Genomic DNA, 11,638 nt, shown 5'->3' with positions numbered 1-11,638 from the left:
CAGGCGCAGGCCACGCGGCTGATTCACGTCTTCGGTGTGCCACCGAAGCCGATCAGGCGCGGCCGCCCTTCGGCACGCGCCCAGCCGCCCAGGCGGGCGGCGCGAGGGCGGGCCGCGCGGTCGGCTGCGGGCGCAGGCCCGGCTCCTCCCGCGCCACGCCCTGGGCATCGCGCAGAGCCAGCCACCAGGCGATGGCCGCGATCGTCACCACCGGCCCCGGCGCATACATCACCGAATAGACGGCCGAGCAGAGCACCTCGAAGAGCACGTACCAGCCGAGCGCGCGGCGGAAGGGGTCCGCGCCCGGCAGGGTGAAGGCGGTCCAGAGCGCGCGGGCATGGATCAGGATGATCAGCGCCGTGCCCACCACGCCATATTCCAGCAGGATGCCGAGCCAGCCGATATCGGTGATCCAGAAATCCGGCGAATTCAGGTGGTCGGCCATGGTGTAGCCGGAAAAGGTGGAGGTGGAGCCGGCGCCGAAGAGGATGCGCCAGGGGTTCTCCAGCAGCCAGTTCCAGGCGGCGGTGACGGAGCGCAGGCGGATGAAGAGGGATTCGTCGAAGATCTCGGCCAGCAGCGCCGGCACGGCGGGGCCGAGGAAGATGGCGGCGAGTGCGGCGGGCAGCGTCGCCAGCGCGCCCAGCGCCCAGCGCCAGGCGGCCGGCAGCGAGAGGGCGAAGATCAGCACCACCAGCATGGCGGTGACGCCCGTGGGCAGGCGCGCCTTGTAGACGAAGGCCATGGCGAGCAGCCCGCCCAGCAGCAGCGCGCCGGCCCAGACCTCGCGCCGCTGCGCGAAGCGCACGGCCAGCCAGAGCAGGGCGAAGACGCCCAGCATCATCGGCATGCGGATGTAGTTCCCGCGCCCGTCATCCCAGGAGAACATGTTGGGCCCGGAGACGACCGGCTGGTACCATTCGATCGGCACCACGACCCAGAGCAGCAGCATCAGCCCGAAGGTGGCCGCACCCAGGCCGAGGGCGGAGCGCGCCAGCAGCCCCTCCGAGGGGCGAAGCAGCACGAGCGCGGCCGCGGCCGAGAAGTAGAAGGTGATGGGCCAGGCCTTCACGGCGGCGGCCGTCGCGTCCACCAGGTCATTGGGCAGGTGCAGCATGGAGAGGAAGGGTGTGATGCCCAGCGCGTAGACCGTCAGCGCCAGATAGAGCGCCCGGTCGGTGAGGCGCAGCGCCACCATGCCGTAGAGCACGAGGGGGGCGAGCATGACGGGCCAGAGCTTGGCCAGCAGGTAAAGCGGCCCCGCCTCCTCCTTGTAGTAGGGGAGTTGGAAGAACATCAGCAGCAGGACAAGCCAGGGCAGGCTGCGCGCCACCACAAAACTCTTCAATGCAACGAATGAGTCGAAGTGTAGATCAGACGGACCGGCCTGTCGCGTCAGGCATGCGGGGCGTGGCCCATCGGCCCCGGGTCAGGATTTGTATCATTTTCGAGATTGTCTTGCAGTTTTTCGCTTAATCCTTCATTAAGAATGCCATCTGATGCTTCCCCCCGGCCCCGGAGCCCTTCCAGACCGCATGCGCGCCCCCTCCCCGCACGATGATCCCGGCCTCGCCGTCGAGGAGCCGCGCCCCTCGGCCCTGGCCGGGGCGCAGCCCGTTGCGGCCTTCACGCAGCTCGCCTCCCTGCTGGACCTGCTGGCCCTGCTGCTCGCCGGGCTGCTCTGGATGGACGCGCCGCTGGTCGGCGGGGCCTTCACGCCGCTCGAAGCGCAGCTGATCGGCCTCGGCCTCGGCGTGCTGTGCTGGGTGGCGATGCTCTCCCTGACGCCGGCCACGCTCGGGCGGCTGCTGGACATGCCCTGGGCCATCGCCGATGCGGCGCTGCTGCCGGGCCTGGTCGGCGGCGCCATCGCGCTGCTCGCCCTCCTCTTCGCGGAGCGCAGCCTCGCCACGGCGCTGCTGCTTTGGCCGGCGGCGGCGCTCTCGCTCCTGCTGCCGCTGCGCATCCTGCTCTCGGGCCTTGCCATCCGCGGCGTGCGGGATGGCTGGCTGCGCCGGCGCATCGCGGTGGTGGGCGCCACCGACATGTCGGCCGAGCTGATCCACCGCCTGACCGACCCGGCCAATCCCGAGATCCCGGACCTGGTGGGCGTCTTCGACGACCGCGATGCGACACGCCGCCCGCCCGAGGTGCATGGCGTGGGCGTGCGCGGGGACATCGCCGAGCTGTGCCGCCGCGCGCAGAATGAACGGCTGGACCTCATCGTCATCGCGCTGCCGCTCAGCCGCGCGATGGACATCCTGCGTTCCGTCCAGCAGGTGCAGGCGCTGACGGCCGAGGTGGTGGTGCTGCTGGAGGGGCAGAACGCGGCACCCCAGGGCACGCGCGTCTCGGTCATCGCGGGCTATCCGGTGCTGCAGCTGGTGCGCCAGCCCTTGCAGCCGGGCGCGGTGCTGGCCAAGGGCATGCTGGACTATCTGGTGGCGGCGCTGGCGCTGCTGCTGGTCTCGCCCATCCTGCTGCTGGCGGCGCTGCTGATCCGCCTCAGCGGGCCGGGGCCGGTGCTGTTCCGCCAGCCGCGCGTCGGCCGCAATGGGCGCATGTTCAACATCCTGAAGCTGCGCACCCTGCGCTGGGATCCCGCGGATGACGGCACGCGCGGCGTGGTCGCCAACGACAAGCGCGTCACCCCCATCGGCCATGTGCTGCGCGTGCTCTGCGTGGATGAGCTGCCGCAGCTGATCAATGTGCTGCGCGGCGAGATGAGCCTCGTCGGGCCGCGCCCGCATGTGGCGCATATGCTGGTGGCGGGGCGGCCGATCGAGGAGCTGGTGCCGGGCTATGGCGCGCGGCACCGCATGAAGCCCGGCATCACCGGCTGGGCGCAGGTGAATGGCCTCTCCGGCACCATGTCGGATGTCGCGATGGCGCGCATCGTGATCGCGCATGACCTCGCCTATATCAGCGAGTGGTCGCTCTGGCTTGACCTTCGCATCCTGGCGCGGACGGCGGTGATCTCGCTCTTCGGGCGCAACGCCTTCGACGTGCAGCTGCGCGAGTGGAAGGGGCTTTAGCCGCCCCCTCGCCTATTGCGTCACGCCGCCACGGGCGCACACTCCCAGGGGCGAACCCGAGGAGAGCAACGCATGGCGCATCAACGCTTCCGCCGCTTCAACACCGGCATGTTCTACAAGGACCATGACGTGAAGAACGAGATGTGCATGGCGGTGCGCGCCGGCAATCTCATCTTCCTGCGGGGTCAGACCGGCTTCACCTTCGAGGGCGGCTTCGTGGGCCATGGCGACGCCGCCGCCCAGGCCGACCAGGCGATGAAGAACGTGAAGGTGCTGCTGGAAGAAGCGGGTGCGAAGATGGAGCACATCTGCAAGATCACGACCTACATCACGGACCGCGCGTATCGCGAGAGCGTGTACCAGGCGATCGGGCGGCATCTGGGCGACATCGCGCCCGTCGGCACAGGGCTCATTGTGAACGGGCTCGCTCTGCCGGAGATGCTGGTGGAGATCGACATCGACGCCGTGATTCCGGATGGCGAAGGATGATCCATCTGGGCGGCATTTCGGCGGGGGATGTGGCACCGTTCCACACGGCCGAGGCGGCCACGCGCCAGGCGGAGGCGGTGTTTGATCGGCTGGAGGCGGAGATCGCGCGCCAGGGCGGCAAGCTCACCGATCTCTGCAAGATCACCATGCAGATCACGGACCGCGCGTATCGGCAGGCGGTCTATGGCGTGATGGGCCGGCGGTTGATGGGCGTGCGTCCGGTCAGCACGGGCCTCATCGTGAAGGCGCTGCATGATCCGGCGGCGCTCTTCCAGCTGGATGCCTTCGCGGTGCCGGGCGGGCCGCATCAGCGGCTGCGGCCCTATCGCTCGACCAGCATGCCCTATGGCCTGGAAAAGCAGCCCTTCGAGGCGGAGTTCTGCATGGCCGTCGTCGCCGGCAAGCGCGTCTTCCTGCGCGGGCAGACCGGCCTCACCTTGGAGGGCGGGTTTTCCACCATGGGCGATGCGGGCGGGCAGGCGCGCATCGCCATCGCCAATGTGGAGAAGCTGCTGGCCGATGCCGGCGCCACGCTCGCCGATGCCGCGCATGCGACGATCTATGTGACCGACCGCGCCTATATCGGCCCCGTGATGCGCGAATTGCTGCCGCCGCTTTCGGCGCACCCGATCCCGCACACGCTCTATGTCGTGAAGGGGTTGGCGGCGCCCGAGATCCTGATGGAGATCGACGTCCATGCCGTCCTGGGATGATCTCTGGCTGGATGCGCGGCTCGTCACCATGCAGGGGGACGGGCTGGGGCTGATCGAGCCGGGCGCGCTGGCGGTGAAGGATGGCCGCATCGCGTGGGTGGGCGCGATGGCCGATCTGCCGCATCGCGATGCCGCGCGCGTGCATCAGGCGGGCGGGCGCTTCGTGCTGCCGGGCTTCGTGGATGGGCACACGCATCTGGTCTTCGCCGGCAACCGCATCGGCGAGTTCGAACGGCAACTGGGCGGCGCCACGCGCGCCCAGCTCGCGGCCGAGGGCGGTGGCATCCTCTACACCACGCGCGAGACGCGGCGCGCCAGCGTGGAGGAGCTGGTGGCGATCGCGACGCCCCGGCTGCAGCGGCTGATGAGCGAGGGCGTCACCACGCTGGAGATCAAGTCGGGCTATGGGCTCGACCTGGACAGCGAGCTGAACATGCTGCGCGCGGCGCGGCTGCTGGGGCAGCGGCATGGCGTGCGCGTCGTGACCTCCTTCCTCGGCGCGCATGTGGTCGCGCCCGAGTACAAGGGGCGCTCGGCGGACTACATCACGCATCTGATCGAGGTGATCCTGCCCGCCGCCCTGGCCGAGGGGCTGGTGGATCTCTGCGATGGCGGGATCGAGGGGTTGGCCATCAAGCCGGAGGACATGCTGCGCCTGTATGCGGCGGCGCAGGCGGCGGGCATCCCGGTGCGCGGCCATACGGACCAGTATGGCGATGTGGGGGGCGGCGGAATCCTGGCGGGGATTGGCGCGCTTTCGGCCGATCACCTGGAATATGTGAGCGAGGCGTCGCTCGCCGCCATGGCAAAGTCCGGCACGGTCGGCGTGCTGCTGCCGGGCTCGACGCTGTTTCTCAATGAGCCACGCCGCCCGCCGGTGGAGTGGTTCCGCAAGCATGGCGTGCGGATGGCGCTGGCGACGAATTGCAATCCGGGCTCCTCGCCCACGCTCTCGCCCTTGCTGGTGCTGGCGCTGGGATGCTCGTTCTTTCGCATGACGCCGGTGGAGGCGCTGCGCGGGATGACGGTGCATGGCGCGGCCGCGATCGGCTTGGGCGGCAAGGTCGGCGAGTTGCGCGCGGGGCTGCCGGCGGATTTCGTGCTGTGGGAAATCAGCGAGCCGGCGGAGCTGTGCTACTGGCTCGGCGGGTCACCGCCACGGCAGATCGTGCGCGGCGGGGAAGTGATCCAGTAAAAAAAGGCCTCCGGCGGCTGGGGCCTCAGGCCCCAGACCCCTTTCCTGGAGTCAGCCCAGCGCCGCCGGCATCGCTTGAAGTTCCTCCTCGGGCAGATGGCACGCGATCCGATGCGCCTCGCCAAAGACGCGCAGCGGCGGTGCCACCGTGTCGCAGATCTTCCCCATGTGGCGCGGGCAGCGATGGGCGAAGCGGCAGCCCGCACTCCCCTGCCCGCTCTGCACATCGCCCTTGAGGCGGATGCGCGCCTCGGCGCGGCCTTCGGCGCCGACCACGGGCACGGCGGAGAGCAGCGCCTCGGTATAGGGGTGATAGGGCGGCGCCAGGACGTCCGCCGCGCGCCCCTCCTCGACGATGGCGCCGCGATACATCACCGCGATGCGGTCGGCGATGTGCGCGACCACGCCGATGTCATGCGAGATGAAGAGGTAGGCGACGCCGAGTTCGTCGCGCAGGTCGGTGAGAAGGTTGAGGACCGCGGCCTGGACGGAAACGTCGAGGGCCGAGACCGCCTCGTCGCAGACCAGGAAATCCGGGCGGCTGGCCAGCGCGCGGGCGATGCCGATGCGCTGCTTCTCGCCGCCCGACATCTGGTGCGGGTAGCGGCTGCGATAGCTGGGCGGCAGGCGCACCAGTTCGAGCAGGCGCTCGACCTCGCGCGTGGCCTCGGCACCGCTTGCGATGCCGAAGCGGATGAGCGGGCGGCGCAGCGCCTCGTCCACCGTCTGGCGCGGGTTGAGCGAGCTGTCGGGGTTCTGGAAGACGATCTGCGCCCGCCTGCGGAATTCGGTGGAAGCCTCGGGCGGGATGGCGGCGCCGTCGAAGCGGATGCTGCCGCTGTCGGCGGCGATGAGGCGGAGCACCAGGCGGCCGAGGGTGGATTTGCCGCAGCCGGACTCGCCCACGAGGCCCAGCACCTCGCCCCGGCCGATGGTCAGCGACACACCATCCACGGCGCGCGTGCCCGCGCGCTTGCGGAAGAGGCCGCCGCCGCCGAAGGTCCGGGCGAGGCTGTCCGCTTGCAGCAGGGGCGTGGGCGTGGGGCGCGCCACGGCCTCGGGCGCGGGCGGGATGGGCCAGGGCTGGCCCGCGATCTCCAGCACGCGGTGGCAGCGGGCGCGGCGCGTTTCGCCCAGCAGGAGTTGCGGCAGCTCGCAGCCTTCCGCCGCGAAGGGGCAGCGAGGCGCGAAGTTGCAGCCTGGCATGGGCTGCGTCAGGTCCGGTAGGCCGCCGGGGATGGGCGCGAGGCGCGCCATGCGGCCGCGATCCACGCGCGGCAGGGCGGCGAGCAGGCCGCGCGTATAGGGGTGGCTGGGCGTGGCCAGCACCTCGGCGCAGGGCCCCTGCTCCACCACGCGGCCGGCATAGAGCACCGTCAGCTCATCGCAGAGACGGTCCACGATGCCGAGATTGTGGCTGACCAGCAGCATGGAGACGCCACGCTCGCGCCGCAGCTTTTCCAGGAGGTCGAGGATCTGCGCCTCCACCGTCACGTCCAGCGCGGTGGTGGGCTCGTCGAGCAGCAGGAGTTCGGGCTCGCAGGCGAGGGCCGTCGCGATGATGGCGCGCTGCTTCATGCCGCCGGAGAGCTGGTGCGGATAGGCCTGGGCGATTTCGGCGGGGCGCGGAATGCCCATCTCGCCGAGCAGGGTGACGGCGCGGGCCAGCGCGGCCTCACGCGAGAGGCCCTGGTGCTGGATCAGCGGCTCCGCCACCTGGAAGCCGATGGTGAGCGAGGGGTTCAGCGCGGCGGCCGGGTCCTGGAAGACGACGCCGATGCGGCGGCCGCGCAGTTCCTCGGCGGCGGCGCGGAGGTCCTGGCCGTCGAAGGAGAGCGCCTCGGCGGTCAGCGTGGCGCCCTGGCCGAGCAGGCCGAGGATGGCGAGCACGACGGAGGATTTGCCGGAGCCGCTCTCGCCCACCAGCCCCATGGCGCCGCCGCGCGGGATGGCGAAGGAGACATCCTGCAAGGCATGCACGGGGCCGCGCTGCGTCGCGTATTGCAGCGAGAGGCGCTCGATATTGAGGAGCGGCGCGCTCACGGCCGAGCCCTCTCGGGCGGCGGCGCGGCGTGGCCAGGCCAATGCAGCACAGGCCATGCAGGAGCGGCCCCCATCCGGGGCCCCCGCAAAAATGCCGCAGGCGTTTTTGTGGGGAGATTCTTCAATGTCCGCGCCCCCTCAGACGCGGGTCGAGCAGGTCACGCAGCCCCTCACCCACGATGTTGACCGCGATGAGCAGCACGCAGAGGCAAAGCCCGGGCGCGAGGCCGATCCAGGGCGCCTCGCTGATGAAGGGGCGGCTTTCGGCGATCATCAGCCCCCATTCGCTGTCGGGCGGCTGCGGGCCGAGACCCAGGAAGCTGAGCGCCGAGCCCAGCAGGATGGCGAAGGTGATGCGCAGCGCGGTTTCCACGATCAGCGGCGGCCAGGCATTGGGCAGGATCTCGCGCACCAGGATGTGATAGGCGCCCTCGCCGCGCGCGCGGGCGGCCTCCACGAAATCCTCGGCCAGCAAATCGAGCGCCACGGCGCGCGCCACGCGCGTCATGATCGGCACATAGACGAGGCCGACCGCGATGATGGTCTTGGAGAGGCCGGGTTCGGTGACGGCGAGGATGAGCAGGCCGAGCAGAACGGGCGGGATGGAGATCATCAGGTCAACGCCGCGCATGATGGCTTCTTCCGTCCAGCCACGGCGGAAGGCGGCGATGAGGCCGAGCGGCACGCCGATGGCGAGCGAGATGAAGGTGGCGCCGAAGCCCATCAGCAGCGAGTGATGGGCGCCGGCCAGCACGCGGGAAAACACGTCGCGCCCGAACTCGTCGGTGCCGAACCAATGCGTGGTGGAGGGCGGCTGCAGGCGGGAGCGGACGTTGAAGGCATCGGGCTCATAGGGCGCGATCCAGGGGCCCAGGATGGCGAGGATCACGATGGCGGTGACGATCACGCCACCGATCCAGAGCGTGCGGGGAATGCGGTTCATCCGGCGCTGCCGCTCACACGGATGCGCGGGTTGAGCACGGCGTAGAGGATGTCCGCCACCAGGTTCGCCAGCGCGTAGATCGCGGTGATGACGATCATGCCGCCCATCATCAGCGGGATGTCCTGGTTATCAATGGCGTAGATCAGCATGCGGCCCAGGCCCGGAAAGGCGAAGACGCTTTCAACGACGACGATGCCGCCGATCAGGATGCCGACATCCACCGCCAGCACGGTGATGGTGGGCAGCAGCGCGTTGGGCAAAGCGTGGCGGCGCAGCACGATGCGCTCGGGCAGGCCCTTGGCGCGGGCGGCCAGCACATATTTGCTCTCGATCGCCTCCAGCATGGAGGAACGCGTGAGGCGCGAGACATGCGCGATGAGGCCGAGCACGAGCGTGGAGACCGGCAGGATCAGGTGCTTCGCCCAGCCGAGGAACCCGCCATCGGCGAGCGGCGTATAGCCCGTGGCCGGCAGCCAGCCGAGCCAGACGGCGAAGAAGATGATCACCAGGATGCACCAGAAGAATTCGGGCACGGCGATGAAGAAATACTGCATGAGCGTGAGGCCGCGGTCGGACCAGGAGCCCACATGCGTCGCCGAATGCACGCCGAGCGCGATGCCGATGATCGCGACCAGCACGATGCTGATGGAGGCGAGGATGGCCGAGCGCCCCAGCGCCTCCAGGATCACCGGGCCGGCCGGGCGGTCCATGGTCAGCGACATGCCGAAATCACCCTGCATGAGCCCGGTGAACCAGCGCCAGTATTGCTGGTAGAGTGGCAGGTTCAGCCCCAGCCGCTCCTCCATCTCGGCGATCGCCTCATTGGTGGCGAATTCGCCGAGGATCATATGCGCCACGCTGCCCGGCAGGATGTGGACGATGGCGAAGACCATCACCGTCATCGCCCAGAGGACGAAGACGACCGAGACCAGGCGGCGGGCGAGAAAACCGGCCATCAGTTCGCGATGAACCCCGCGCGCAGGTCGAACCAGCGCATCGGATGCGTCTTCACGTCCCGCACCGCCGAGCGATAGGCGCAGGCGAATTTCTGCGCATAGGCGATGTAGCCCGGTGGGTTCTCCACCATGGCGCGCTGCATGGCGACGTAGTGCGTCTTCTGCTGGTTGAGGTCGCCCGTGAGGCGCGCGGCCTCAAGTGCGGCATCCACGCGCGGCTCATTGTACATCCAGAGGCGTTCATTCTGGCTGCCGCGCGAATGCAGGAAGGGGAAGGTGGAGGTATCAATGGTGGGGCGCGCGAAATAGCCATCAATATAGGCCGGCGCCTTGCCCGCGACCTCCGCCGAGTAGCGCGCGAAGGGCACGCGCTGGATGTCGAATTCGAAGCCGGCGGGGCGCGCCATCTGCTGCAGCGTGACACCGAGGCGCTCGCGCACCGGGCGGCCCACCGGGATCACCAGCGGCACGCGCAGGCCGCTCGCGTGGCCGGCCTCGCGCAGCAGGCGCCGGGCGGTGGCCACATCCGGGCGCGCGGGGAAACCGATATCGCTCGCGAAGAAGGGGTGGCTCGGCGCGATGGGGCTGTGCGTGGGCGAGCCCTCGCCGAAGAGCACGGCCTCGGCCACATCGGCCTTGGCGACCGCGATGTTCAGCGCGCGGCGCACGCGCGGGTCGTTGAAGGGGGCGATGCGGTTGTTGAGGATGGCACCATCCCAGGAGGCGGTGGCCACACTCTCCACGCGCACGTTGCGCGCCTCGCGGAGCGCGCGGATGTTCTCGGGGCCGAGGTCCCAGACCACGTCGAGATCACCCGCCTGGAGGGCCGCGATGCGGACGGACATCTCGGGCAGGATGCGCATCTCCACACCGTCCAGGCGCGGGCCGTTCTCCCAGTAATTCGGGTTGCGGGCGTAGATGACCCGGTCGCCCGGCGCGTAGCTGCGGAAGACGAAGGGGCCGGTGCCGATCGGGTTGGTGGCGAGCTCGTCCAGCTTGTCAGCGGGCACGATCTTCACCTGGCGGTCAGAGAGGATGTCGGCGAAGCCGCCATAGGGGTAGGAGAGGCGGAAGATGACCGTGTAGGGGTCGGGCGCCTCCATGCGCTCGATCATGTCGTAATTGCTGCGGCTGGCCGCCCCCGTCGCGGGGTCGAGGATGCGGCGATAGGTCACGATCACGTCATCGGCCGTCATCTCGCGGCCGTGATGGAACTTCACGCCGCGGCGCAGCTTGAATTCCCAGGTCTTGAGGTCCTGCGAATAGGTCCAGGATTCCGCCAGCTCCGGCACCACCGCCTGCTCTTCCGTCATGCGCGTCAGGCCGTTGAAGACGAAGACGGAGTGCATGAACTCCTCGCCGATCGTGGTCTTGGCGGGATCGAGCGCGCGGAGATTGGCGCTCATCGCGATGCGCAGCACACCACCGCCGGCCTGGGACGCGCCGGGGCGCGGCAGGGTGGCGGCGCTGACCAGCGCAGGAAGGGCCAGGGCAGAGCGGCGGGGGAACTGCATATCGGTCTCTCCTGAGGTTCAGATGACGCCGGGTGCCGCGTCGGGGTCCACGGCGCGGGTGACGAATTCACGCAGCGAGGGGATGTAGGCGTTCCAGAGCGAGCGCAGCGCGGAGATGGCCTCGGGCGCCAGGTCCACGCGGAGATCCACCAGGGGGAAGATCTCCTTTTCCATCACGATCAGGGATGCGGAGATCACGGGCTTGCCCTCGCCGCCGGCCGCTTCGCCCGCTTCCATCGCGCGCATCAGTCGCTCGGCGAGCTGTTCGTTCGCGGATTCCGTGAAGGCCTGCGCCATGGCGGCGGGCACGCGGTCATTGGCGAGGATGTTGCCCATGGCGATGCAGTCCGTGACATGCACGGCGGCCCGGGCGGGCTTCACGGCCGCACCATCGAATTGCGCGGTGCGGCCCTGCGCGTCCATCACGGCGAGCTGGCGCCATTTGTGGTGCGGCGTGCCGGCGACCAGCGCCGCCAGCGTTTCCTCCGCCGAGCAGCCGCTGCGCAGCAATTCCAGGCCGCGCGGGCCGAGGCGCGGGTCGGTGCGGTGCTGCGTCAGCACGCCGCCGATGCCGGGGGCCACATGCGGCACGCGCGAGCCCACCGCGATGCTGGAGGTGGTGACGGCGGCGCCGAACTGCCCGGTGCGGGCGCAACGGCCGAGGAGCGAATAGGTCATGGAGAAAGGCTACTCCGCTTCGGGGTCATGTCAGGGGGTCGGGCGCGCCAATGTCCAGGAAAAACGACAGGC

10 protein-coding genes are annotated in these 11,638 nt (G+C 69.6%); 4 read left to right on the top strand and 6 right to left on the bottom strand.

Features of this window, described 5'->3' with window-relative positions:
* Positions 1 to 52: 52 nt before the first annotated feature.
* Complete coding sequence (locus tag ACQ860_RS00660) at positions 53 to 1,333, bottom strand: hypothetical protein (RefSeq protein ID WP_431301478.1); 1,281 nt, start codon at positions 1,331 to 1,333, stop codon at positions 53 to 55.
* A 202-nt stretch (positions 1,334 to 1,535) separates the two neighbouring features.
* Here ACQ860_RS00660 and ACQ860_RS00655 point away from each other — a divergent pair, with 202 nt between their 5' ends.
* The 4 genes from ACQ860_RS00655 to hutI all read left to right on the top strand — a co-directional run bounded on the left by ACQ860_RS00655 (position 1,536) and on the right by hutI (position 5,432).
* Positions 1,536 to 3,035 carry an exopolysaccharide biosynthesis polyprenyl glycosylphosphotransferase gene (locus ACQ860_RS00655; protein ID WP_431301477.1) on the top strand — a complete coding sequence of 500 codons (1,500 nt, stop codon included), beginning with the start codon at positions 1,536 to 1,538 and terminating at the stop codon, positions 3,033 to 3,035.
* 72 nt (positions 3,036 to 3,107) lie between these two features.
* On the top strand, positions 3,108 to 3,524 hold the full coding sequence (locus ACQ860_RS00650; RefSeq protein WP_431301476.1) for a RidA family protein: 417 nt from the start codon (positions 3,108 to 3,110) through the stop codon (positions 3,522 to 3,524).
* Entirely contained in the window at positions 3,521 to 4,237 is a 717-nt protein-coding gene (locus tag ACQ860_RS00645) for a RidA family protein (RefSeq protein WP_431301475.1), read from the top strand. Before ACQ860_RS00650 ends, ACQ860_RS00645 begins: the two co-directional genes overlap by 4 nt.
* Positions 4,221 to 5,432, top strand: coding sequence for an imidazolonepropionase (gene hutI, locus ACQ860_RS00640; protein ID WP_431301474.1), 1,212 nt, complete (start codon positions 4,221 to 4,223; stop codon positions 5,430 to 5,432). Before ACQ860_RS00645 ends, hutI begins: the two co-directional genes overlap by 17 nt.
* 51 nt (positions 5,433 to 5,483) lie before the next feature.
* Here hutI and ACQ860_RS00635 read toward each other — a convergent pair whose 3' ends face one another.
* From ACQ860_RS00635 to ACQ860_RS00615, 5 genes are all read right to left on the bottom strand, one after another.
* Complete coding sequence (locus ACQ860_RS00635) at positions 5,484 to 7,475, bottom strand: dipeptide ABC transporter ATP-binding protein (RefSeq protein ID WP_431301473.1); 1,992 nt, start codon at positions 7,473 to 7,475, stop codon at positions 5,484 to 5,486.
* A 121-nt stretch (positions 7,476 to 7,596) separates the two neighbouring features.
* On the bottom strand, positions 7,597 to 8,418 hold the full coding sequence (locus ACQ860_RS00630; protein ID WP_431301472.1) for an ABC transporter permease: 822 nt from the start codon (positions 8,416 to 8,418) through the stop codon (positions 7,597 to 7,599).
* Positions 8,415 to 9,374: an ABC transporter permease gene (locus ACQ860_RS00625; RefSeq protein WP_431301471.1), complete on the bottom strand. Its 960-nt coding sequence runs from the start codon at positions 9,372 to 9,374 to the stop codon at positions 8,415 to 8,417. The genes ACQ860_RS00630 and ACQ860_RS00625 overlap by 4 nt, the downstream gene beginning before the upstream one ends.
* On the bottom strand, positions 9,374 to 10,888 hold the full coding sequence (locus ACQ860_RS00620; protein ID WP_431301470.1) for an ABC transporter substrate-binding protein: 1,515 nt from the start codon (positions 10,886 to 10,888) through the stop codon (positions 9,374 to 9,376). The genes ACQ860_RS00625 and ACQ860_RS00620 overlap by 1 nt, the downstream gene beginning before the upstream one ends.
* 18 nt (positions 10,889 to 10,906) lie before the next feature.
* Positions 10,907 to 11,566, bottom strand: coding sequence for a DUF1028 domain-containing protein (locus tag ACQ860_RS00615; RefSeq protein WP_431301469.1), 660 nt, complete (start codon positions 11,564 to 11,566; stop codon positions 10,907 to 10,909).
* Positions 11,567 to 11,638: the final 72 nt, after the last annotated feature.

Origin of the sequence: Sediminicoccus sp. BL-A-41-H5 (assembly GCF_050632405.1) — a bacterium.
Lineage (GTDB): Bacteria > Pseudomonadota > Alphaproteobacteria > Acetobacterales > Acetobacteraceae > Roseococcus.
Note: the sequence above shows the minus strand (reverse complement) of the source record. Positions and strands in the feature narration are given on the sequence as shown.

Bases quoted from the DNA above. Each gene is read 5' to 3' on its own strand.
- ACQ860_RS00625 (WP_431301471.1), bottom strand. From the start codon at position 9,374: ATGGCCGGTTTTCTCGCCCGCCGCCTGGTCTCGGTCGTCTTCGTCCTC.
- ACQ860_RS00630 (WP_431301472.1), bottom strand. From the start codon at position 8,418: ATGAACCGCATTCCCCGCACGCTCTGGATCGGTGGCGTGATCGTCACC.
- ACQ860_RS00650 (WP_431301476.1), top strand. From the start codon at position 3,108: ATGGCGCATCAACGCTTCCGCCGCTTCAACACCGGCATGTTCTACAAG.
- ACQ860_RS00615 (WP_431301469.1), bottom strand. From the start codon at position 11,566: ATGACCTATTCGCTCCTCGGCCGTTGCGCCCGCACCGGGCAGTTCGGC.
- ACQ860_RS00645 (WP_431301475.1), top strand. From the start codon at position 3,521: ATGATCCATCTGGGCGGCATTTCGGCGGGGGATGTGGCACCGTTCCAC.
- ACQ860_RS00655 (WP_431301477.1), top strand. From the start codon at position 1,536: ATGCGCGCCCCCTCCCCGCACGATGATCCCGGCCTCGCCGTCGAGGAG.
- hutI (WP_431301474.1), top strand. From the start codon at position 4,221: ATGCCGTCCTGGGATGATCTCTGGCTGGATGCGCGGCTCGTCACCATG.
- ACQ860_RS00620 (WP_431301470.1), bottom strand. From the start codon at position 10,888: ATGCAGTTCCCCCGCCGCTCTGCCCTGGCCCTTCCTGCGCTGGTCAGC.